Annotated in this window: 20 protein-coding genes and 1 riboswitch; of the genes, 4 read left to right on the forward strand and 16 right to left on the reverse strand. The window is 71.2% G+C overall.

Translation table 11 applies throughout. The features are described from left to right. Positions 1-103: 103 nt before the first annotated feature. On the reverse strand, positions 104-1,246 hold the full coding sequence (locus tag ACIF8S_RS24595; RefSeq protein ID WP_400001753.1) for a glycosyltransferase family 4 protein: 1,143 nt from the start codon (positions 1,244-1,246) through the stop codon (positions 104-106). 121 nt (positions 1,247-1,367) lie between these two features. Here ACIF8S_RS24595 and ACIF8S_RS24600 point away from each other — a divergent pair, with 121 nt between their 5' ends. Continuing rightward, the gene (locus ACIF8S_RS24600) at positions 1,368-2,603 is read left to right on the forward strand and encodes a glycosyltransferase 87 family protein (RefSeq protein WP_400001754.1); all 1,236 of its coding nucleotides are present in this window, start codon (positions 1,368-1,370) and stop codon (positions 2,601-2,603) included. Positions 2,604-2,957: 354 nt separating this feature from the next. Here the strand turns inward: ACIF8S_RS24600 and ACIF8S_RS24605 are convergent, their stop codons facing one another. From ACIF8S_RS24605 to ACIF8S_RS24625, 5 genes are all read right to left on the reverse strand, one after another. Then, the gene (locus tag ACIF8S_RS24605) at positions 2,958-4,148 is read right to left on the reverse strand and encodes a hypothetical protein (protein WP_400001756.1); all 1,191 of its coding nucleotides are present in this window, start codon (positions 4,146-4,148) and stop codon (positions 2,958-2,960) included. 33 nt (positions 4,149-4,181) lie between these two features. Continuing rightward, complete coding sequence (locus ACIF8S_RS24610; RefSeq protein ID WP_400001757.1) at positions 4,182-5,195, reverse strand: NlpC/P60 family protein; 1,014 nt, start codon at positions 5,193-5,195, stop codon at positions 4,182-4,184. Between the two features lie 187 nt (positions 5,196-5,382). Next, the gene (locus ACIF8S_RS24615) at positions 5,383-6,423 is read right to left on the reverse strand and encodes an NlpC/P60 family protein (protein WP_400001758.1); all 1,041 of its coding nucleotides are present in this window, start codon (positions 6,421-6,423) and stop codon (positions 5,383-5,385) included. Positions 6,424-6,654: 231 nt separating this feature from the next. Next, positions 6,655-7,998, reverse strand: a complete 1,344-nt coding sequence (locus ACIF8S_RS24620; protein ID WP_349793504.1) for an NYN domain-containing protein — start codon at positions 7,996-7,998, stop codon at positions 6,655-6,657. Positions 7,999-8,064: 66 nt separating this feature from the next. Then, positions 8,065-8,304 (reverse strand): hypothetical protein, encoded by a 240-nt coding sequence (locus ACIF8S_RS24625; RefSeq protein ID WP_073936621.1) that lies wholly within the window; start codon positions 8,302-8,304, stop codon positions 8,065-8,067. Between the two features lie 156 nt (positions 8,305-8,460). Here ACIF8S_RS24625 and ACIF8S_RS24630 point away from each other — a divergent pair, with 156 nt between their 5' ends. Together ACIF8S_RS24630 and ACIF8S_RS24635 are read left to right on the forward strand one after the other, a co-directional pair. Further along, positions 8,461-9,198: a rhomboid family intramembrane serine protease gene (locus ACIF8S_RS24630; RefSeq protein WP_400001760.1), complete on the forward strand. Its 738-nt coding sequence runs from the start codon at positions 8,461-8,463 to the stop codon at positions 9,196-9,198. Next, positions 9,195-9,476: an Lrp/AsnC family transcriptional regulator gene (locus ACIF8S_RS24635; RefSeq protein WP_024882613.1), complete on the forward strand. Its 282-nt coding sequence runs from the start codon at positions 9,195-9,197 to the stop codon at positions 9,474-9,476. Before ACIF8S_RS24630 ends, ACIF8S_RS24635 begins: the two co-directional genes overlap by 4 nt. A 113-nt stretch (positions 9,477-9,589) precedes the next feature. Here the strand turns inward: ACIF8S_RS24635 and ACIF8S_RS24640 are convergent, their stop codons facing one another. From ACIF8S_RS24640 to ACIF8S_RS24665, 6 genes are all read right to left on the reverse strand, one after another. Continuing rightward, complete coding sequence (locus tag ACIF8S_RS24640) at positions 9,590-10,951, reverse strand: aminotransferase class V-fold PLP-dependent enzyme (protein ID WP_400001762.1); 1,362 nt, start codon at positions 10,949-10,951, stop codon at positions 9,590-9,592. 161 nt (positions 10,952-11,112) lie between these two features. Beyond that, positions 11,113-11,229, reverse strand: a riboswitch (SAM riboswitch). 72 nt (positions 11,230-11,301) lie between these two features. Next, positions 11,302-12,366: an anthranilate phosphoribosyltransferase gene (gene trpD, locus ACIF8S_RS24645; protein WP_349793499.1), complete on the reverse strand. Its 1,065-nt coding sequence runs from the start codon at positions 12,364-12,366 to the stop codon at positions 11,302-11,304. A gap of 148 nt (positions 12,367-12,514) precedes the next feature. Further along, positions 12,515-14,152, reverse strand: coding sequence for a cytochrome bc complex cytochrome b subunit (locus tag ACIF8S_RS24650; protein ID WP_349793497.1), 1,638 nt, complete (start codon positions 14,150-14,152; stop codon positions 12,515-12,517). Beyond that, on the reverse strand, positions 14,149-15,207 hold the full coding sequence (locus tag ACIF8S_RS24655; RefSeq protein WP_349793496.1) for a Rieske 2Fe-2S domain-containing protein: 1,059 nt from the start codon (positions 15,205-15,207) through the stop codon (positions 14,149-14,151). The genes ACIF8S_RS24650 and ACIF8S_RS24655 overlap by 4 nt, the downstream gene beginning before the upstream one ends. Further along, a complete protein-coding gene (locus ACIF8S_RS24660; protein ID WP_400001764.1) occupies positions 15,204-16,016 on the reverse strand; it encodes a c-type cytochrome in 813 nt (270 codons plus the stop codon). The genes ACIF8S_RS24655 and ACIF8S_RS24660 overlap by 4 nt, the downstream gene beginning before the upstream one ends. Before the next feature lie 80 nt (positions 16,017-16,096). Continuing rightward, positions 16,097-16,708, reverse strand: a complete 612-nt coding sequence (locus ACIF8S_RS24665; protein WP_349793494.1) for a heme-copper oxidase subunit III — start codon at positions 16,706-16,708, stop codon at positions 16,097-16,099. 215 nt (positions 16,709-16,923) lie between these two features. On the opposite strand from ACIF8S_RS24665, the gene ACIF8S_RS24670 reads away from it, so the two are divergent. Then, complete coding sequence (locus tag ACIF8S_RS24670; RefSeq protein WP_024882620.1) at positions 16,924-17,325, forward strand: response regulator transcription factor; 402 nt, start codon at positions 16,924-16,926, stop codon at positions 17,323-17,325. Positions 17,326-17,384: 59 nt separating this feature from the next. Here the strand turns inward: ACIF8S_RS24670 and ACIF8S_RS24675 are convergent, their stop codons facing one another. The 4 genes from ACIF8S_RS24675 to coxB all read right to left on the reverse strand — a co-directional run bounded on the left by ACIF8S_RS24675 (position 17,385) and on the right by coxB (position 21,919). Further along, entirely contained in the window at positions 17,385-18,668 is a 1,284-nt protein-coding gene (locus ACIF8S_RS24675) for an Ig-like domain-containing protein (RefSeq protein WP_400001766.1), read from the reverse strand. A gap of 130 nt (positions 18,669-18,798) precedes the next feature. Further along, positions 18,799-19,197 carry a cytochrome c oxidase subunit 4 gene (locus tag ACIF8S_RS24680; RefSeq protein WP_024882622.1) on the reverse strand — a complete coding sequence of 133 codons (399 nt, stop codon included), beginning with the start codon at positions 19,195-19,197 and terminating at the stop codon, positions 18,799-18,801. Then, a complete protein-coding gene (ctaD, locus tag ACIF8S_RS24685; protein ID WP_024882623.1) occupies positions 19,194-20,930 on the reverse strand; it encodes a cytochrome c oxidase subunit I in 1,737 nt (578 codons plus the stop codon). Before ctaD ends, ACIF8S_RS24680 begins: the two co-directional genes overlap by 4 nt. Further along, a complete protein-coding gene (gene coxB / locus ACIF8S_RS24690; RefSeq protein ID WP_382681993.1) occupies positions 20,927-21,919 on the reverse strand; it encodes a cytochrome c oxidase subunit II in 993 nt (330 codons plus the stop codon). Before coxB ends, ctaD begins: the two co-directional genes overlap by 4 nt. Positions 21,920-22,170 lie beyond the last annotated feature (251 nt).

Below are 22,170 nucleotides of genomic sequence, written 5' to 3' on the forward strand. Positions count from 1 at the left end.
GTGATTCCGCCCGTTGGACGAGTGCCGGTCCGTGGGGGTTGTTCGCGCAGTTCCCCGCGCCCCTGTGACGCGAAAGCCGCCCTCTTCGAGGGCGGCTTTCGCGTCACAGCAGGGCTTTCAGGTGGTCGGCGAGGAGGTCCCAGCGCCATTTCTGCTCAACCCATTCGCGGCCTCGGCGGCCCATGCTCGCGCGGAGTTCGGGGTCGGCGAGGAGGGTGGTGATGCGGTCGGCCGTGTCGGTCGGCGAGTCGCCGCGGACCACCCAGCCCGTTTCTCCGTCGAGGACGGCGTCCGGAGCGCCGCCCGAGTCGCCCGCGACCACCGGGAGGCCGGTCGCGGACGCCTCCAGGTAGACGATGCCGAGTCCCTCGACGTCCAGGCCGCCGCGGCGGGTCCGGCAGGGCATCGCGAAGACGTCCCCCGCGCCGTAGTGCGCGGGCAGTTCGGACCAGGGGACGGAGCCGGTGAAGCGGACGGAGGCGGCGACGCCGGTGTCAGCGGCGAGCCGGCGCAGGTCCTTCTCGTAGGGACCGCCGCCGACGATCAGCAGCACCGCCTCCGGCTCGGCGGCGAGGATCGCGGGCATCGCCCGGATCAGCGTGTCCTGGCCCTTGCGCGGCACCAGCCGCGAGACGCACACCACCACCGGGCGGCCGGCCAGTCCGAGGCGGGCGCGCACCTCGTCGCCGCCCGAGCCCGGGTGGAAGGTCTTCTCGTCGACGCCGGGCGGCAGTTGCACCATCCGCGCGGCCGCCGCGGGGGTGAGCGCGCCGGCGATGCGGGACCGGGTGTACTCGCCCAGGTAGGTGATCGTGTCCGTGGACTCGCCGATGCGGCGCAGCAGTTGGCGTGCGGCGGGCAACTGGGCCCAGCCGGCCTCGTGGCCGTGGGTGGTCGCCACGATCCGCTCGGCGCCCGCGCGGCGCAGCGCCGGTGCCATCAGGCCGAGCGGTGCCGCCGCCCCGAACCACACCGAGGCGCACCCGTGCTCGCGCAGCAGCCCGACGGCCCGCCGGGTGACGGCCGGCGTGGGCAGCAGCATCGTGGTGCGGTCCCGTACGACGGTGAAGGGCTGCTCGGCGTCGAAGGCGGCGGTCGCCTCGACGCCCTCCCGGGTGCGCTTCCAGGTGGACGCGTAGACGACCAGGCGCTCCGGGTCCAGCCGTAGCGCCATGTTGTGCAGGAACGCCTGGATGCCGCCGGGGCGGGGCGGGAAGTCGTTCGTGACGATCAGGGTCTTGTGCATCGCCGCCGACCCTACCGAACGGTTGTTGTGCCGTCCGCCACGGCCGTGCTCGGTGGCATGTGCACGGGTTACCGCGCCATCATGGCCCCTCACGACCGCGACACCGACAGGCAGGGATCACGTGGAACCGACGGCCGCACGAGGGTCCCTGGCACCGCTGCTGGGTCTCTGGGGGGTGACGCGCGCGGCGCTTCTGCTGTGCGTGCTGAAGGTGGTGGTCTTCCCCGGCCCGGACGTCACCAGCGACGTCTCGGCGATCTACCGGGGCTGGTACGACGTCCTGGTCACCGGAACGTTTCCGCTGGACGACGTGACCTGGCAGTACCCGCCGGCCGCGGCCCTGGCGATCCTCTCCCCCGCCGTGCTGCCGTTCCTGGAGTACGCCACCGCCTTCTTCGTACTGGCGCTGGTCGCCGACCTGGTGACGCTGGCCCTGCTGCTGCGCGGGGCGCGCGGCGCGGGCCGGTCCCGCCGCGGGGCGTGGATGTGGGTGGCGGGCGTGCCGCTGCTCGGGCCGACGGTGTACGCCCGCTACGACGTGATGGTGACCGCGGTGGCGGTGGCCGCCCTGCTGGCGGCCGGCCGGCACCCCCGGCTGGCGGGGGCGCTGGTGGCGTTCGGGGCGCTGCTGAAGGTGTGGCCGGCGCTGTTGCTGCTGGCGGTGCGCCGGCGCGGCGCGTGGGTGTCGGCGGCGGTGACCGGCGTGGTCGTGGCCGGGCTGTTCGCGCTGCTGATGCCGGGTGCGTTCGCGTTCCTCGGCTTCCAGCGGGACCGGGGCACGGAGGTCGAGTCGCTGGGCGCGCTGGTGTTCCACGTGGCCCGGCACCACGGCTGGGACGGCGAGGTGCTGCTCAACTACGGCTCGGTGGAGTTCCTCGGCCCGTACGTGAGCTGGGTGAGCACCGGGGCGCTGTTCCTGACCGGGGCCGCGCTGGCCTGGCTGGTGCTGTGGCGGCTGCTGGCGACCCGGTTCGATCCGCACACGGTGGCGGACGCGGCGTTCACGGCGGTGCTGATGTTCACCGTCACCAGCCGGGTGATCAGCCCGCAGTACATGGTGTGGCTGGTGGGGACGGCGGCGGCCTGCCTGTGCTTCCGGGAGAGCCGGATGGGGCGGCCGGCGGTGCTGGTGCTGGTGGCGTGCCCGGTGACGGTGCTGGAGTTCCCGGTGTACTTCGGGAACGTGGTGGCGAGCGACGGGCTGGGGATCACGCTGCTGGTGCTGCGCAACGGGCTGCTGGTGGCGGCGGCGCTGCTGGCGGCGCGCATCCTGTGGTGCGCGTCGGTGCCGGGGCGCCGAAAGGTCCCCACGACCCCCGCCCCGTCCTGGGCGGAACGAACCCCGGTGTCACCCTGACCCCGGCCCCCTCAGGGGCACGGGGAACTGCGTAACCAACCCCCGACGGTCACGTCCCGACGTCGGCACCGGACCAACACCCCAAGGGGCGCGGGGAACTGCGCGACCAGCCCCCACCACCCCGCACCCACAGACGACGCGCAACCCACCGGCGGGACCATCCTGCCCCGGGACGGAACGAGCACCCCTCAGGGGCGCGGGGAACTGCGCGACCAGCCCTCGTCGGCGGTCACGCCCTGACGCCGGCACCGGACCGGCGCCCCTCAGGGGCGCGGGGAACTGCGCGACCAGCCCCCACCACCCCGCACCCACCGACGAACGAAGCACAGCCCACCGACCGGAGCCGTCCCCACTTCACCGCAGCGCCGCCCGTACGTAGTCGCGCCACTGGAGGGTGAAGTCCTCCGGCGAGATGCCGAGGACCCGACTCATGGCGTCCCGCACCGCACCCTCCCGGTCCCCGTGCGCGCCCACGGCGCGGTAGAAGGCCCCGAGGCGCTCCTCACCCCAGCGGTCGGCGATCATCCGGCACGCCAGCCAGCTGCCCTCGTAGGCCTGGGCCAGCCCGTCCGCGTCGCCGGTGAAGCCGAAGTCGTCGTCCTCGGGCAGCGCGCCCGGCACCTCCCCCCGGCCCACGGCGTGGGCGAGCTCCGGCGCCGCCTCGGCGGGGTCAGGGCCGGCGTCGCGGTAACCGACCCAGTCGGCGTACCCCTCGGACAGCCACAGCGGGGTCGCGGCGGAGGTGTGCGCGCGGGTGGCGACATGGGTGGTCTCGTGGGTGAGGACGACCTGCCGTCCCGAGTCGCCGAGCAGGCCGAAGGCGTCCGGGTTGACGATGACCCGGTCCGCCGGGGCGCGGGGGCCGGCTCCGGTGGTCCCGGTGGTGACGGCCGCGATGCCCCGGTAGGAGGACGGGGGCGAGCCGAGCAGGCCCGCCATGCCCTCCAGCGTCCGGGGGACCAGGACGACGACGCTGCGGGCCCAGCGCGCGCCCCACGCGTCGGAGACGGCCGGCACCGCGCGGTCGGCGAGCTCGGCGTAGTCGCGCAGGGTCCCGGCGGGCTGCCCGACGCCCAGCACCAGGCTCCGCTCGCCGCGGACGGCCTGGGCCCTGCCCTGGTCCCACAGCTGCTGGCCGGAGTCGTCGGCCGGGCGGTCGGCGTCCACCGACCAGTCGCCGTCCCGGTCCCGGCTCAGACTCAGGGTGCGGGCGGTGACGACCGGGGAGGGGTCGTGTCCTTCGACGCGGTAGCTGAGGTCGGCGGCGGCGGTGGCCCGGTCGCCGGTGCGGTCCAGCGCGGTGACGCGGTAGGACCAGTCCGCGAGCGGCACCGCGCGCAGGTTCTCGAACCCGTCCCGGGTGCCGGTGCGGGCGTAGGCGGCGGCGTCCCGGTCGAGGACCGCCTCCGCGCGCCGGTCGAGCAGGGACTGCACCTGCGCGCGGGCGGCGTCCACGGCGGGCCCGCCACCGCACCCCACGAGGGCGACGAGCAGCAGACACAACGCCGCCACCGCCGCCCCGGACACCCGCGTTCGACCAGCCACCTTTCCGAGGGTACGGGCGCGGGGCCGCCGGGGTCAGACCCTGGTGACCGACGAGACCGGCATCATGCCCACCGGGTCGTAGCGCACGGGGGCACCCGGGTAGGGCGCGTGGATCACCTGGCCGTTGCCCATGTACATCCCCACGTGGGAGGCGTCGGCGCGGTAGAGGACCAGGTCGCCGGGGCGGGCCTCGGACAGCGGGACCTGCCGTCCGGCGTACCGCTGGGCCTGCGAGGTGCGCGGCAGCGCGACCCCGGCCTGGGCGTACGCCCACTGGGTCAGTCCGGAACAGTCGAAGCCGGAGGGGCCGTTGGCGCCCCACACGTAGGGCTTGCCGAGGGCGGAGCGGGCGGCGGCGACGGCGGCGGCCGCGCGCCCCGAGGCGGGGGCCCCGCCGGGTCCGAGCAGGTCGGCGCGGGCGGAGCGGGAGGCCCGGTCCCAGGCGGCGCGTTCACCGGCCGGGAGGGAGTTGAGCAGCCGGCGGGCCTCGGCGAGCTTGCTCTCCACGGTCCGCTTGTGGGTGGCGGCGGCCTTGCGGCTGCGCTCCAGCGCGCCGAGCCGTCCGGACGCCTCGGCGCGGTCCTGTGCCAGGGAGCGCAACGTGCCGCGCAGCTTGTTCAGTTCGGCGCTCTGGTGGACGCCGAGCCGGTCGAGCGCGGAGGCCTTCTCGAGGTAGTCCTCCGGGTCGTCGGAGAGCAGCAGGGCCAGGGTGGGTTCCAGCCCGCCGGAGCGGTACTGGGAGCCGGCGAGCGAACCCAGCGACTCCCGCATGGTGTTGACGCGCTGCTGCTTGCGGGCGATCACGTCCTGGACGTCGGCGATCTCCCGGCGCAGGGTGTCGGCACGCTCCCCGGCCGCGTTGTACGCCTCGGTGGCCTTCTCCGCCTGCTCGTAGAGGCGGTCGACCTCGGCCCGGGTGTCCTCCTGCGGCGCGGCCGTGGCCGGCACCGCGCCGAGCGCGGTGGCCGCCGCGGAGAGCAGGCCGAGGGCGAGGACGGTGCTCCGGTCGGATCCTGAAGACGGTGCGGTACGACGATGGGACCCCACGGGAAGCCGCGCTCCTTCCGCTGGCGGACAGGGAAACGCGGCAGACAGTAGCCTCAAGGGCCGTCGGCATATCCACGGCCAGGGCGGGTACACACGGTGACGCCCCGCCTGTGACCTGGGGTCGAGGCGGGGCGTGGGACGGAGCGGGACCGCCGGGAATCCCCCGAACGGGGGCACCCGGGTCGGGTCAGACGCGCACGCCGAACATGAAGGGGCCGCCGATGGTGTTCATCGACTCGTAGCGCACGACGGTGCCGGTGCGGGGGGCGTGGATGATCTGGCCGTTGCCCGCGTAGAGGCCCACGTGGTGCAGGTCGTTGAAGAAGAACACCAGGTCGCCGACCTTGAGCTGGTCCACCGAGTAGATCTTGGTGCCGGCCCCGGTCTGGGCCTCGGAGGTACGCGGGATGCCGACACCGGCCTGCGCGTACGCCCAGGAGGTCAGACCCGAGCAGTCGAAGGAGGACGGGCCGGTGGCACCGTAGACGTACGGGGTGCCGAGCTTGCTCTGCGCGGCGGCGAAGGCGGCGGCGGCGCGGCCGGAGCCGGCCGGGACGTTGACCGAGAGGGCGTCGCGCTCGCTGGCGCGGGTGGCGCGGTTCTGCTCGTCGGCGAGCTGCGCCTTCTCCGCAGCGGTGAGGCTGTTGAGCAGCTTCTGCGCGCCGGCGAGCTTGCCCTGGACTTCCTTCTTCTTCTTGCCCAGTTCGGTGCGGGTGGAGGAGAGGTCCTTGAGCTTCTCGGCGGCCTCGGAGCGCTGCTGGGCGAGCTCGCGCTGCTTCTCCTGGATCTTCTTCAGACCCTCGACCTGCTGGGCGCTCAACTGGTCGAGCGTGGACGCCTTGTCGAGGTAGTCGTCCGGGTCGGCGGAGAGGAACAGCTGCACCGACGGGTCTATGCCGCCGCTGCGGTACTGGGCGCTGGCCATCGAACCCAGGCCGTCGCGCAGGTCGTTGAGCTCCTGCTGCCCCTTCGCGACGTTGTCCTGGATGGTGGAGATCTCCTTCTGGAGCTTCTCCTGCTTCTCCTTGGCGCCGTTGTACTTCTCGGTGGCCTGCTCGGCCTGCTCGTAGAGCTTGTCGACCTTGGCCTTGACCTCGTCCTTGCTCGGCTTCTCGCTCGGGGCGGCGTTGGCAGCCTGCGAGCTCATGACGACAGCGGCAGCGGCGGCGGTGGTGAGCACAGTCACGCGTGCGCGGCTCGGCTGCTTGGGACGACGGTGGGACGCCACGGAGACGAGCTCCTTCTCGAGAGTGATCGCGCGAGCGAGGGTTCGAAGGCTGACCCTAGTGATTCTCTTGTGATCAGTTCAAATCCCTGGGCACAAAATCTCCGCTACAGCGTGTTTATCGCACCGCAACTCACCTGCAGTGACGCCCTCTTGACGCTACGTTGCGTGACGGTTCCGTCAATTCGGGCATAGATCAGGTACGTTGCACGAGGGACGGATGCGCATCAGACATCAGGAAAGCCTTTTGAGGAGCACGGCGGACGCGACGGGGCGCGCGCCGGCGCGTGCGACCCCGTCGGCGACCTCACGGTCGGTGGAGGCGACGATGACCGGCCGCCCCGGGGGCTCGGCGCGCACCAGCTGGCGGATGAGTTCGTCCGCGGTCACGCCAGGCTTGGAGAACAGCACCCGCACCCCGCGCGGCGGGGCCAGCAGGACCGGCGCGGCGAGTTCGGCGCCGTCGAAGACACAGGTGACCTCGGCGCCGGTCTGCGCGGCGAGCTGCGCCAGCTGGCCCAGCAGGCGCAACCGCTGCTTCTCCAGGGGCATCTGCGGATAGCCGGTCTTGGTGACGTTGTAGCCGTCGACGACCAGATGCGCCTGGGGCAGCGCCAGCAGCTGGTCGACGATGGCGGGGTCGTCCTCGGACAGCGCGCGGGCGGCGATGTCCTTCGGGGTCATCCGGCCCGGCTCCACGGCGTCCACGGTCTCCGCGGGCCGCACCGACACGGGAGGCAGCGCCAGTTCGCGCCGCAGCCCCTGGGCCGCGTCCAGCACGGTGTCGAGCAGCAGCCGTACCCGCATGTCCTCGACGCTGCGGCCCTCGCGGGCGGCCCGGCGTGCGGCCTCCAGGGCGGCCTCGGTCTCCCCCAGCCGGGCCTTGAGGCGCCGGCTCTCGCTCTCGGCGGCCGACACCTGGGCATGCCCCTCGGCGCGTACGGCCTCCATCTCGCCCCGCAGCTTGCGCACGGCGGCCTCGCCGCGCTTGACGTCCGCGAGGGCGGAGCGCAGCTTGCGGTGGAGCGACTCGGTCTCCTTCTTCGCCGCGTCCAGCTCGGCGCGCAGCCGCTCGGTCTCGGACCTGGTGTGGTCACGGGCCCGGTCCAGTTCGCCGCGCAGCCGCTCCAGCTCGGCGCGGGTCTCCTCGTCGGCGCGCTCGGCGTCGGCGCGCTGGGCCTCCTCGCCGGCGGCGGTGACCAGCTTGACCCAGCCGGCCGGGCGGAGCACGTAGGCCGCGGCCGCCACATCGAGCGGGTCCGCGGCCGGGGGCGGGGAGCCGGAGTCCAGGGCGCCGGTCAGCTCCGGCTGGGCCTCTCTCAGCTTCTCCCCGATGCGCTGCCGGAACAGCGGGTCGGTCTCCAGCGCCGCCGCCATGGCGTTCCCGGCGAACTTGGCGCGGCGGCTCGGGGTGAACCGTGCGTACTGCCGCAGCTGCGCGGGCAGCTCGGTGACCGTGAGCCCGCCGAAGCCGTCCGCGACGATCTGGACGACCCGGCGGCGCACTCCGTCGGGCAGCGGGCGGTCGAGCACCTCGGCGGTGCCGTCCTGCGGCCCCCCGCCCGTGGTCTCCACCATCCGTCACACCCCAATGCCTGTGTACGGCCCCGCCCGGGGGCCGCCGTCAGCGGGGCCCGCTCCGCTTCAGGAGCCGGCGCCCGGCCTGTCCACGAGTTCCACCTGATCCACGGCGTTGCACCAGCGGCACCGTACCGACTCGATCGTCTCATCGAGCACCTCGCGCTCCTCGACCTTGGGCTCTCCGGCCAGATCGAGGTGCACGTACTCGACGACCTTCGACGAGCGGGTCACGTCGAAGCGGGTGAGGTTGCCGCAGAGCGTGCAGCGCCACCGCGTCGAGGCGGTCGGCAGAGGAACCGTCATCGTGGCTGTTCGCCTTCCTTCCAGTGTCCGTGACGCACCGGGCGGCCGGTGCGTGTGGCTCGTAACCCTACGGCCTGCCGGGTGCCCGCCGCCCGCCTGTCCACGGCGGCGAGGCGGTCTGCGTGGGTGCGTCCGGTTACGTCATGCTCTGTAGCCATGATCCGCAACTGGGCCGCGACGGCCGCCGGGGCGATCCGGACCACTCCCGCGCCGGTCACCCGCACCCTGATCGTGCTGTGCTGCCTGGTCTTCCTCGTCGGGCCGGCCTCGGGCCTGCATCCGGCCCACGGCTCCGGGGACGAGCTGCTCGCCGCCCGGCACGTCTACCTCCGCCGCTGGGGCGTGATCCCCGCAGACCTGTTCGACGGGTCCCTCGCGGCCGTCCTCACCCCCGCCACGGCACTGTTCGTGCACGGCAGCTGGGTGCACCTGCTCGGCAACATGCTGTTCCTCCACGTGTTCGGACCGATGGCCGAGGCACGGATGGGCCGTGTGCGGTTCACCCTGTGCTACGCGGGTAGCGGCTACCTCGCCCTGCTGGGGTACGCCGCCGCCAACGCCGGCTCCGAGCGGTCCCTGGTCGGGGCCTCGGGAGCGATCTCGGCGGTCCTCGGAGCGTTCCTGTTCCTGTTCCCCCGGGGGCGGGTCACCAGTCTCCTGCCGTTCGCCCTGTTCCTGCCGGTACGGCTGCCCGCGTGGGTGGTGCTGCCGTTCTGGGCGGCCCTGCAGTGGGCGGCGGCGGGACGCACGGCGGAAGGCGGGCCGGGGGTGGCCCACCTGGCGCACCTGGTGGGCTTCGGCCTGGGGTTCGGCTGCGCGTGGGTGTGGCGCGGCGGGGCGACTACAGTGAGGTCCGCCCCTGCTCCGGCTCCCGAGGGAGAGAACCAGCCGTGATCACCGCGATCGTCCTCATCAAGACCAGCGTGGACCGGATCCCCGAGATCGCGGAACAGATCGCCGCGCTGGACAGCGTCAGCGAGGTCTTCTCCGTAACCGGCACGTACGACCTGATCGCCATGGTGCGGGTCCGTGAGCACGAGGACCTGGCGGAGGTCATCCCCGGCCGGATCAGCAAGATCCAGGGGGTCGAGGGCACGGACACGCATGTGGCGTTCCGCACCTACTCCCAGCACGACCTGGAAGCGGCGTTCGCCATCGGCCTGGACAGCTGACCTCACTGTCGGGGCTCCGCCCCGGGTGTTCCAGCCCCTCCGGCGTTCGAGGAGCGGGGTCCGGGGCGGAGCCCCGGGGTCGGGCCGGGATGGGGCGGCGGGGGCGAATCACCTCACGCGCGCCCCGCGGTGTCCGGCACGCACCGCCCGTCCACCGTCCGGTAGGTCCACCGCGCGCCGTCACGCACCAGCTCCCGCACCGCCCCCACGAACCGCTCCACATGCTCGTCCGGCGTCCCGGCCCCGAAGCTGACCCGGATCGCGTTCAGCGAGCCCGCGTCCGGCGCCCCGCACTCCCCCCGGCCCCCCGCCTCACTGCCCACCAGGCGCCGCACCAGCGGGTGCGCGCAGAACAGCCCGTCCCGCACACCGATGCCGTACTCCGCGGACAGCGCCGCCGCGAAGTGGGAGCTGTTCCAGCCGTCGACCACGAAGGACAGCACACCGACCCGCGGCGCGTCGTCGCCGAACAGCGACAGGAACCGCACCTCGGGCACGTCCGCCAGCCCCTCCCGCACCGCGCCGACCAGCGCGTCCTCCCGCGCGGCCAGCGCGTCGAAGCCGGCCTCGGTGAGCGCCTGGCAGGCGGAGGCGATGGCATGGGCGCCGATGACGTTGGGCGAGCCGGCCTCGTGGCGGGCGGCGCCGTCGTGCCACTCCACGTCCACCCCGCCGTCCGCGCGCCGGGCGACCGTGCGGCTGGCGCCGCCGCCCGCGAGGTAGGGCTCGGCCTCGCGCAGCCAGTCGGCGCGCCCCGCCAGCACCCCGGAGCCGAAGGGGGCGTACAGCTTGTGCCCGGAGAAGGCGACCCAGTCGACGTCCAGGTCGCGCACGCTCACCGCCCGGTGCGGGGCGAGCTGGGCGGCGTCCAGCACGATCCGGGCGCCGTGCGCGTGCGCGGCGGCGGCCAGTTCACGGACCGGCCACAGCTCACCGGTGACGTTGGAGGCGCCGGTCACGCAGACCAGGGCCGGGCCGTGGGGGTCGCGGCCGGCGAGGGCCCGCTCCAGGGACGCGACGGCCCGCGCGGGGCTGCCCGGCGCGTCCAGGTAGGTCACCCGGGCGCCCCGCCAGGGCAGCAGGGAGGCGTGGTGCTCGGTCTCGAAGACGAAGACCTCGCAGCCCTCGGGCAGGGCGGCGGCGAGCAGGTTGAGGGAGTCGGTGGTGGACCGGGTGAACACCACCTGGTCGTCGATGCGGCAGTCGAGGAACTCGGCGACCGTCCGGCGGGCGTTCTCGAACAGGTCGGTGGACAGCTGCGACAGGTACCCGGCGCCCCGGTGGACGCTGCCGTAGTACGGGGCGTACGCGGCCACGTCGTCCCAGACGCGCTGGAGGGCGGGGGCGCTGGCGGCCTGGTCGAGCGCGGCGTAGGTGACCTCGCCGCCGGTGACGAGCGGGACGGTGACGTCCCGGCCGAGGACGGGCAGCGGGGCACGGACGGTCGGGGCGGCGGCAACGGCGGAGACGGACATGGCGGAACTCCCGTGAGGCAGGACGGATCCCCGCGCGGGCGGACGGCGCGCCGGCGCGGGAAGGAAGGTGAAGGGGGTGTGCGGAGGCGGGGCTCGACGCCCTAGCGCATTCGCTTGCTCACGGAAGGCTCCTCGACGACCAGGACCCCTGGTGTGCGAGGGGTCCGCGCTTGCCGTGAGCCCTGCTGCTCACGGCCTGGTCCTCACCCGGGGCACCCCGCCACGGACGGAGGGTTGCCGGACAGCCGGCCGGGGCCTTGTGGCTGTCACTCATGACCTGACAGGGAAATTACGTGAGGTGACCGGCGTCCCGCAACCCGGGTCCGGATCGCGGGACAACCGCGCGGCCCTCAGGCGTTGCTGACGGCCACCCAGCGCTCCAGGACGCGCTTGGCGGAGCCGGAGTCGATCGACTCGGCCGCCTTGTCCATCCCGGCGCGGATCTGCTCGGTGAGCGTGCCGCCGCCCGGCTCCCACGCCACCAGCGCCGCTGCGGAGTTCAGCAGCACCGCGTCCCGCACCGGGCCCCGCTCGCCGTCCAGCAGGCGGCGGGCGACCTCGGCGTTGTAGGAGGCGTCGGCGCCGCGCAGCGCCTCCACCGGCACCAGCTCGATGCCGACGTCACGCGGGTCGAAGCTCTCCTCGGTGACCGCGCCGTCGCGGACCACCCAGACCCGGGAGGTGCCGGTGGTGGTCAGCTCGTCCAGGCCGTCGTCGCCGCGGAACACCAGCGAGGAGTGGCCGCGCCCGGCGAACACCCCGGCCATGATGGGCGCCATCCGCGGGTCGGCGACACCGACCGCCTGGGCCTTGACCTGGGCCGGATTGGCCAGCGGGCCGAGGAAGTTGAACACCGTGCGGATGCCGAGCTGGCCGCGGGCGGCGGCCACGTGGCGCAGCGCCGGGTGGAACTTCACCGCGAAGCAGAAGGTGATGCCGGCCTCCTCGGCGACCTCGGCGACCCGGCGCGGGGTGAGTTCGAGGTTGACGCCCAGCTTCTCCAGGACGTCGGAGGCGCCGGAGGCGGAGGACGCCGCGCGGTTGCCGTGCTTGACGACCTTCGCGCCGGCGCCGGCCACGACGATGGAGGACATGGTGGAGATGTTCACCGTCTTCGCGCCGTCACCGCCGGTGCCGACGATGTCGACGGTGGCGCCCGGCACGTCGATGACGTTGGCGTGGGCGTACAGCGCCCGGACGCAGCCGGTGATCTCCTCGACGGTCTCGCCCTTGGCGCGCAGGGACACCGCGAAGCCGGCGATCTGCGCGTCGGTCGCCTCCCCGCGCATGATCAGGTCCATCGCCCAGGCGGTGTCGTCGGCGGACAGGTTCCGTCCGTCCAGGAGGCCGTTCAGCAGGGCGGGCCAGGAGCGGCCCGCCGCGTTGTCGCCTCCAGCGGGGGTCACAGCGCTCATGGTCGCTCCTGACGGTCGTAGCGGGTGGCCGGGACCGGCGCGGTCCCGGCCCCACCCTATCCAGCCCCGGGCACCGCGAAGGGCCCCCGTCCGCAGAACGGACGGGGGCCCTTCACTGTCGTGTGGCGACGGGTGGAGTGCTTGAGGATCAGTGGTGGCCGTGGCCGCTCGTGATCTCCTTGTACTCCTCGACGGTCGGCTTCGGAATCTGGGACTCCTCGCCGTAGAAGCCCTTGCTGAGCTTGGCGCGCAGCTTCTCGCCGGCCTTCACCTTGCGCCGGACGCCGTTCTCGTCGACCTCCGGGCCGAGCTCGAGCGGCTGGGGCTGCTCGTGCGCGGTGAGGGTGTACAGCTGCTCCTGGCTGAGCGGCTCGTGCACCTCGATGAACTCACCGTGCGGCAGGCGCTTGATGATGCCCGACTCGCGGCCGTGCAGCACCTTCTCCTTGTCCCGGCGCTGCAGGCCGAGGCAGATGCGCTTGGTGATGATGAACGCCACGACCGGGGCGACGAAGAACGCGATCCGGACAAACCAGGTGATGGCGTTGATCGACAGGTGGAAGTGCGTGGCCCAGATGTCGTTGCCGCCGCCGATGAGGAGCACGAAGTACAGCGTCATCCAGGCGACACCGAACGCGGTGCGCGTCGGGGCGTTGCGCGGGCGGTCCAGGATGTGGTGCTCGCGCTTGTCGCCGGTGACCCAGGACTCGATGAACGGCCACACCGCGATGGCCGCCAGGACCAGCGGGAAGATCATCAGCGGGATGAACACGCCCAGGACGAGCGTGTGACCCCAGAAGTTGATCTCCCAGCCCGGCATGACACGGATCAGGCCCTCGGAGAAGCCCATGTACCAGTCAGGCTGGGCGCCGGTGGAGACCATGTCCGGCCGGTAGGGGCCGATGGCCCAGATCGGGTTGACCGTGGCGATCGCGGCGACGGCCGCGAGCACACCGAAGACCAGGAAGAAGAAGCCTCCGGCCTTGGCCATGTACACCGGCAGCAGCGGCATGCCGACCACGTTCTTGTTGGTCTTTCCGGGGCCCGCGAACTGCGTGTGCTTGTGGTAGAAGACCAGGATCAGGTGCGCCACCACGAGGCCGAGCATGATGCCCGGCAGCAGCAGGACGTGGATCGAGAAGAACCGGGCCACGAAGTCGTCGCCGGGGAACTCGCCGCCGAAGAGGAAGAACGAGATGTACGTGCCGACGATCGGCACGGACAGGATCGCGCCCTCCATGAAGCGGATACCGGTGCCGGAGAGCAGGTCGTCCGGGAGCGAGTAGCCGGTGAAGCCGGTGAACATGCCGAGGACGAGCAGCAGGAAGCCGAACAGCCAGTTGATCTCACGCGGCTTGCGGAACGCGCCGGTGAAGAACACGCGCATCATGTGCACGAACATGCCGGCCACGAAGATCAGCGCGGCCCAGTGGTGGATCTGCCGGATGAGCAGACCGCCACGGACGTCGAAGCTGATGTCCAGCGTCGACTTGTAGGCCTCACTCATCAGCTGGCCCTGCAGCGGGACGTAGCTGCCGTGGTACTCCACCTCGTTCATCGACGGGTGGAAGAACAGCGTCAGGTACACACCCGTGAGGATGATGATGATGAAGCTGTACAGGCAGATCTCACCCAGCATGAACGACCAGTGGTCGGGGAAGATCTTGCGCATGTTGGCCTTGGCCAGGGAGTAGATCCCCAGCCGGCCGTCCGCCCAGTCGGCGACCCGCTCACCGGCCGGTGCCTTCCCGCGCGAGCGGGAATCGGTGCTGGTCGTAGTACTCATCCGCGCTCCCAGAAAGCAGGGCCGACGGGCTCTTCGAAGTCGCCGAGCGCTTCGAGGTAACCCTCGTCGTTCACGCCGATGCGCAGCTGCGGCAGCGGGTGACCGGCGGGACCGAAGATCACCTTGGCGCCGTCGGAGAGGTCGAAGGTGGACTGGTGGCAGGGGCACAGGGCGTGGTGCGTCTGCTGCTCGTACAGGGAGATCGGGCAACCGACGTGGGTGCAGATCTTCGAGTAGGCCAGGATGCCCTCGTGCGACCACTCGAGCGAGCGCTTGTCCTTGATGTCGTCCGGCTGGATGCGGACCAGCATCAGGGCGGCCTTGGCGATCTCGGTCTGGAAGCCGTGGTCGTGCTCCTCCAGGCCCTCGGGCTTGGCGAAGGTCAGCGAACCGACGATCAGGTCCGACGGGCGCAGCGGCTCGTTGGTGTTCATGTTGACGAGCAGCTTGCCCTTGCCCCACAGGGTGTGGCGCAGCTTGTCCTCGGGCAGCGGCCCGAGGTCGCGCAGCAGCACCACGCCGGAGAGCGGGAACAGCGCCAGCGCGCCGAACATGGTGTTGCGGATCAGCTTCCGGCGGCCGATCACCGACTCCTTGGCGCCCTGGCGGAAGTCGTCCATGACCTTCGCGCGGACCTCGGGAGCGGCCTCGATCGGGTGACGCTCGTCGGCCAGCTCGTGGTCCGACATCAGCGTGCGGGCCCAGTGGACCGCGCCGGCGCCGATGCAGAACAGGGCCAGGCCGAGCGTCATGCCCAGCGCGAAGTTCAGCGCGCTGATGTGACCGAGCGGCCAGATGTAGACCGACTTGTCGACCGGGATGGCCACGTACGAGGCGATGAAGCCGACGGTGGCGAGCATCGACAGCGTGAACAGCAGGGCGACCGTGCGCTCGGACCGCTTGGCGGCCCGCTCGTCGATGTCCTGGATCCGCGGCTCGTGCGGCGGCAAACCGGGGTCGGCGAACGGGTTCTGCTCGTTGGCGAGCTTCACCGCTCCGTGGCCGGTGTCCTGCGCTGCGGGCAGGTTCTCTTCGGGAATGTCTTGGCTACTCATGACTTCTTGGCCTTTGCGGTCCGAGCGGCGACCCAGACGGCGACCGCGATCAGGGCGCCCAGTCCGAAGATCCAGGCGAACAGACCCTCGGAGACGGGGCCGAGGCCGCCCAGCGACAGACCGCCGGGGCTCTCGGTGTCCTCGCCGTTGACCGCCTTCACGTAGGCGATGACGTCCTTCTTGTTCTGCTCCGACAGGGTTGTGTCGGGGAAGGAGGGCATGCTCTGCGGGCCGGTGAGCATGGCCTCGTAGATGTGCTTCGGCGAGACGCCGTCCAGGCTCGGGGCGTACTTGCCGTGCGTGAGCGCACCGCCCTTGCCGGTGAAGTTGTGGCACTGCGCGCAGTTGTTGCGGAACAGCTCACCGCCCTTGGCGGCGTCGGCACCCTCGGGGCCGTACTGCGCCTCCGTCGGGATGGCCGGGCCGGCGCCCAGGGAGGCGATGTACGCCGCCAGCTGGTCGATCTCGGCCTGGCTGTAGATGTTCCTCTTGCGCGGGACCTGCGCGCTCTGCGAGGTGGCGGCCGGCATGCGGCCGGTGCTCACCTGGAAGTCGACCGCCGCGGCGCCCACGCCCACCAGGCTGGGGCCGTCGGACGTGCCCTGACCACCGGTGCCGTGGCAGCTGGCGCAGCCGACCGTGTAGAGCTTCTGGCCCTCCTTGATCGTGAGGGACTGGGCGGTTTCGTCGGCCTGCGCCTTGTCCGCGGGTGCGAACACGGCGTACAGCCCCCCGGTGCATGCCAGCGCGAGGAGTAGGACGACGAGCGCCGCCAGCGGATGGCGTCGTCGTGCGGAGAGCTTTTTCACGGATTACCCCGGTGTCAGGATCTTCTGCGTCGATGCTTCTGTTGGGTGCGCTGTGTCCAGCGCGCGCGGATGAGGCCCGCCTACTTGATCATGTAGATCGTGGCGAAGAGGCCGATCCAGACGACATCGACGAAGTGCCAGTAGTAGGACACGACAATGGCCGCGGTCGCCTGGTCGTGGGTGAACCTCCGGGCCGCGTAGGTACGGCCCAGGACCAGCAGGAAGGCGATCAGGCCGCCCGTCACGTGCAGGCCGTGGAAACCGGTGGTCAGGTAGAAGGCCGAGCCGTACGGGTCGGAGGAGAGGGACAGGCCCTCGTGCTTGACCAGCTCGGTGTACTCGAAGACCTGACCGCCGATGAACACCGCGCCCATGATGAAGGTGACGATGAACCACATCCGGAGCTTCTTCACGTCACCGCGCTCGGCGGCGAAGACGCCGAGCTGGCAGGTGAGCGAGGAGAGCACCAGGATCGTGGTGTTCGTCGCCGAGAACGGGAAGTTCAGCAGGTCGGCCTTCTCCGACCAGAATTCCGGTCCCGTCACCGATCGCAGGGTGAAGTACATCGCGAAGAGGGCCGCGAAGAACATCAGCTCGGAACTCAGCCAGATGATGGTTCCGACGCTGGTGAGGTTCGGTCGGTTGACCGACGGGTGCGCGTGCCCGGTGTCTACTGTCGTTGCTGTCGCCACGCCGACATTATGTCGGTCGCTTATCCCGCCCTCACTCCCGGGGGTGCCGTTCGGTGTGTTCGCCCCTCCTGGACTGCCCGTATGGCCCATGGAAGCCCCCTTCGAAGCCGTGTCCGAACCAGTGTTGACGGGCGGTCCGAGGGGGTAGCATCCGCGCCATCGGTACCCGAGGGTCCCGACCGAGCCGTGCCCTCTCTCTTACGCGTGGAGGAACAATGCAGGCGACCGCCACGGTGCTGGTCTACAGCGACGACGCCAACACCCGGGAGCAGGTGCGGCTCGCCACCGGGCGGCGCCCGGCGCCGGACGTGCCCCTGGTGGAGTTCGTCGAGTGCGCGACGCCGGCGGCCGTGCTCAAGGAGCTGGACCGCGGCGGCATCGACGTGTGCGTGCTGGACGGCGAGGCCGTTCCGATGGGCGGCATGGGGATGTGCCGCCAGATCAAGGACGAGATCTACAACTGCCCGCCGGTGCTGCTGCTGATCGGACGGCCGCAGGACGCCTGGCTGGCGACCTGGAGCCGCGCGGAGGCCGCGGTGACGCTTCCGGTGGAGCCGGTGGAGTTCGCGTCGGCCCTGGCCTCGCTGCTGCGGCGGAAGGCCCTGGCGGGCGCCTGAGCCGCCCTGCCGCGGCGCGGCGGTGCCCCGCCGCGGTCCTGTGACGCCTCCCGCGGGCCTCATACGGTCGCGGGACGCAGACGCGCCGCCTCCCCGGTGTCGGGCGCCGTCCCGCCGGCTGTCAGGGCGCTGCCGGCGCGCCACTTGTCCCAGTCCAGGTTCCAGTCGCCGAAGCCGTTGCCGAACGCCTCCATCGTGTCGCCCTCGGAGTTCACGACCTCGACGAGGTCGCCCTGGCGGAAGGTGTCGAAGAACCACTCTGCGTCGGCGGTGCTCATGCCCACGCAGCCGTGGCTGACGTTGGCGTAGCCCTGGGAGCCGACGGACCACGGGGCGGCGTGCACGTACTCGCCGCTCCAGGTCACCCGGGTGGCGAAGTGCACATCCAGGTCGTAGGACTCGGACGAGCCCTCGGCGATGCCCACGGTGGTGCTGCGCATGCGTACGAAGCGTTCCTTGGCGAGCACCACCTTGACGCCGTTGCGGGTCTCGAAGCCGGGCTTGCCGGTGGTGACGGGGATCTGCTTGATCTCCTCGTCGTTCTTGTAGACCGTCAGCCGGTGCGTGGCCGCGTCGGTGAGGGCTATCACCCGGTCCCCGGTGCGGATCGTCAGCGGCTTCGCCGCGCCGCCCCTGAGCCGGTCCCCGATCCTGATGCCCTCCAGGTTGCTGCGCACCTGGACGGTGGCCCGGGCGGGCCAGTAGTCCTTGGGCCGGAAGTGCAGCTTCTTGTCGTCGACCCAGTGCCAGGCGCCGGTCACGGCGGGCGTGGAGTCGACCTTCAGGCCCCGCTCCACGACGGCCCGCTGGGCCCGGTCCTTGACCGGCTCGCTGAGTTCCGCGACGAGCGGCTGGCCGACGCCGTACGTGCCCGCCTCGGGGCCGAAGGTGATGCCCAGGCGCTTGGCGGCGCCGGGCTTGCCGGTGGTGAAGGTGAGGACCTTGCGGCCGGGCCTGCCGTCCTCGTCCTCGGTGCTCACGCGGACCGTGTACTGGGCGTCGGCGGCCAGCGGGGTGGTGCTGTGCCAGCGGCTGCCGTCGGCGGCCAGTTCGCCCGCCAGACGGCGTCCGGCGGCGTCCACGGCGATGACGTCCGTGATGCGCCCGTCGGAGTCCTCGGCGACGATCTCGAGGGGCTTGTCGGGGTCGGCGGGCTTGCCCTCGTCGAGGGAGCCGCTGAAGGAGATCTGGTCCGCCGCGTCGTACGGCTCGGCGGACAGCGGGCTGCCGTCGGAGGAGCAGCCGGTGACGCCCGCGCCGAGGGCCGTCACCAGCAGCGTGCAGCCGATGAGGCGGGCCCGGGGGCCCCGGCGGCCGGTCCGGGGGGACTCTGTGTCTCTCATGGCCTCACGTTAGGGAGCCGGGGCGGCACCGGCTCACCGGGCGGACCGAACGGGTGAGGCGGATGCGGCAAACGCGGGAGCCCGGACCCTCCTGACGGAGTGTCCGGGCTCCCGGGTGCCTCGCGGCGTGCTACTGGGTGCGGTTCTCACCGCGGTAGTACTCGAAGACCCAGCCCCACAGGCCGATCAGCAGGATCGGCGCCGAGAAGTACATCAGCCACCAGCCGATCGCCACGCCCATGAAGGCCAGGGCGCCGCCCACGGCCAGGGCCAGCGGCTGCCAGCTGTGCGGGCTGAAGAACCCGACCTCGCCGGCGTCGTCGGCGACGTCCGCCTCCTTGTTGTCCTGGGCGCCCACGTCGACCCGCCGGGCCGTGAAGCCCAGGTAGAAGCCGATCATGATGCTCAGGCCGAAGGCCAGGACGAGGGCGGTGGTGCCGACCGGCTCCTTCGACCAGAGGCCGTAGACCACGGCGATGGCCAGGAAGAAGACACTCAGCCAGACGAACATCTTGCCCTGGATCTTCACTTGCCGGCCTCCTTGCCGCCGGAGAGGGCCTTCTCGCCGTGACCGGCGTTCTCGAGCTCGTCGAGCGCGGCGATCTCCGGGTGGTGCAGGTCGAACGCCGGGGATTCACTGCGGATCCGCGGCAGGGTGAGGAAGTTGTGCCGGGGCGGCGGGCAGGAGGTCGCCCACTCGAGGGAACGGCCGTAGCCCCACGGGTCGTCGACCTCGACCGGCTTGCCGTACTTGGCCGTCTTCCAGACGTTGTAGAAGAACGGCAGCAGCGACATGCCGAGCAGGAACGAGGCGATCGTCGAGACCGTGTTCAGGGCGGTGAAGCCGTCCGCGGCGAGGTAGTCCGCGTACCGGCGCGGCATGCCCTCGACACCCAGCCAGTGCTGGACCAGGAAGGTGCCGTGGAAGCCGATGAACAGCGTCCAGAAGGTGATCTTGCCGAGCCGCTCGTCGAGCATCTTGCCGGTGAACTTCGGCCACCAGAAGTGGAATCCGGCGAACATCGCGAACACCACGGTGCCGAACACCACGTAGTGGAAGTGCGCCACCACGAAGTAGGAGTCGGAGACGTGGAAGTCCAGCGGCGGCGAGGCCAGGATGACGCCGGTCAGACCGCCGAAGGTGAACGTGATGAGGAAGCCCAGCGTCCACAGCATCGGTGTCTCGAAGGACAGGCTGCCCTTCCACATGGTGCCGATCCAGTTGAAGAACTTCACACCGGTCGGGACCGCGATCAGGAAGGTCATGAAGGAGAAGAACGGCAGCAGCACACCGCCCGTGACGTACATGTGGTGCGCCCACACCGTCACCGACAGACCCGCGATCGCGATGGTCGCGCCGATGAGACCCATGTAGCCGAACATCGGCTTGCGGGAGAACACCGGGATGATCTCGGAGACGATGCCGAAGAACGGCAGCGCGATGATGTACACCTCTGGGTGACCGAAGAACCAGAAGAGGTGTTGCCAGAGCAACGCCCCGCCGTTCGTCGAGTCGAAGATGTGTGCCCCGAACTTGCGGTCCGCCTCCAGGGCGAACAGCGCGGCGGCCAGCACCGGGAAGGCGAGCAGCACCAGCACACCGGTGAGCAGCACGTTCCAGGTGAAGATCGGCATGCGGAACATCGTCATGCCGGGAGCGCGCATGCAGATGATCGTGGTGATGAAGTTGACCGAGCCGAGGATCGTGCCGAAGCCGGAGAAGGCCAGACCCATGATCCACAGGTCGGCGCCCAGGCCCGGCGAGCGGACCGCGTCCGACAGCGGCGAGTAGGCGAACCAGCCGAAGCCGGCGGCACCGTCGGGCGTGAGGAAACCGCCGATCGCGACGAGCGAGCCGAACAGGTAGAGCCAGTAGGCGAACATGTTCAGCCGCGGGAACGCCACGTCGGGCGCGCCGATCTGCAGCGGCATGATCCAGTTCGCGAAGCCGGCGAACAGCGGCGTCGCGAACATCAGCAGCATGATCGTGCCGTGCATCGTGAACGCCTGGTTGAACTGCTCGTTCGACACGATCTGCAGGCCCGGGCGGGCCAGCTCGGCGCGCATCACCAGGGCGAGCACGCCACCGATGACGAAGAACGCGAACGACGTCGCCAGGTACAGCGTGCCGATCGTCTTGTGGTCCGTGGTGGTCAGCCACTTGACCACCACGTTGCCACGGCTCTGGCGCCTGACCGGCAGTTCGTCCTCGTAGTGGGACCCTGCTGCCGCGGCACCCTGGGGTTCGTTGAGGATGCTCACAGGATGTTCGACTCCCGGTTCTTCTCAGGGCCGGACTGCTCGATGCCCGCGGGCACGTAGCCGGTCTGCCCCTTCTTCGCGAGGTCCTTCAGGTGCTGCTCGTACCGCTCGGGGGAGACGACCTTCACGTTGAACAGCATCCGGGAGTGGTCGACGCCGCAGAGTTCGGCGCACTTGCCCAGGAAGGTGCCCTCACGGTTGGGGGTCACCTCGAAGGCGTTGGTGTGGCCCGGGATGACGTCCTGCTTCATCAGGAACGGCACCACCCAGAAGGAGTGGATGACGTCACGCGAGGTCAGCACGAAGCGGACCCGCTTGCCCTCGGGCAGCCACAGGGTGGGGCCCGGGTTGTTGGTCTGCGGGTTCCGGGTCCCGGGGATGCCGCAGTCGTAGACACCGCCGGCGTCGGCCGGGAAGGCCTCCTTGTAGCGGTCCGGGATCGGGTCGAGTTCCTTGGACGTCTTGGCGTCGCCCGTGGAACCCTCGACGTTCTCGACGTAGTTGAAGCACCAGCTCCACTGGAAGCCGACCACGTTCACCGTGACGTCGGGCTTCTTCTCGAGCTTCAGCAGCTCGGATTCGTCGCGGGCGGTGAAGTAGAAGAACACCGAGACGACGATGAGGGGGACCACCGTGTACAGCGCCTCGATGGGCATGTTGTACCGGGTCTGCGGAGGTACTTCGACCTTGGTGCGGCTGCGCCGGTGGAAGAAAGCACTCCACAGGATCAGGCCCCACACCAGCACGCCGACGGCGAGCGCGGCCGCCCAGGACCCCTGCCACAGGGAGAGGATCCTCGGGGCCTCTTCCGTGGTGGGGGTGGGCATGCCGAGGCGGGGGAAGTCCTCCCATGTGCAACCGGTGGCGGTCGCCAGGACCAGGCCCGCGGTCAGTGCCTGCAGCAGCTTCCGCCGCATCGGGCGCCGCGGCTTGGGGGTACCGCCCACGCCTTCCAGGCCGTGGGGGAGGTCGGAGCCGTTGGGACTCACGTAGCGCCTTCCCGAGAGTCTCGCCCGCGCTGTTCGGCTGCGGCCTGGCCTTCTCGCTGGTCGGTCGCCGCCCTGCGTCGGGCAGGGGTTTGGATGTTTATGCGGACCAAACCCTAGCCGACGCTCTCCGAGGGGTCGCGGGGAGGGGTGCCGTACGCGCCGCGGGTTACGTCGAGCGCCTCATCATCCGGGGGTACGGGCGTCGTGGCGGCTGCGGCGTCGTCATGGTCGATCGCGCAGTTCCCCGCGCC

Origin of the sequence: Streptomyces sp. NPDC085937, from assembly GCF_044540535.1 — a bacterium.
In the GTDB taxonomy this organism is placed as follows: Bacteria; Actinomycetota; Actinomycetes; order Streptomycetales; family Streptomycetaceae; genus Streptomyces.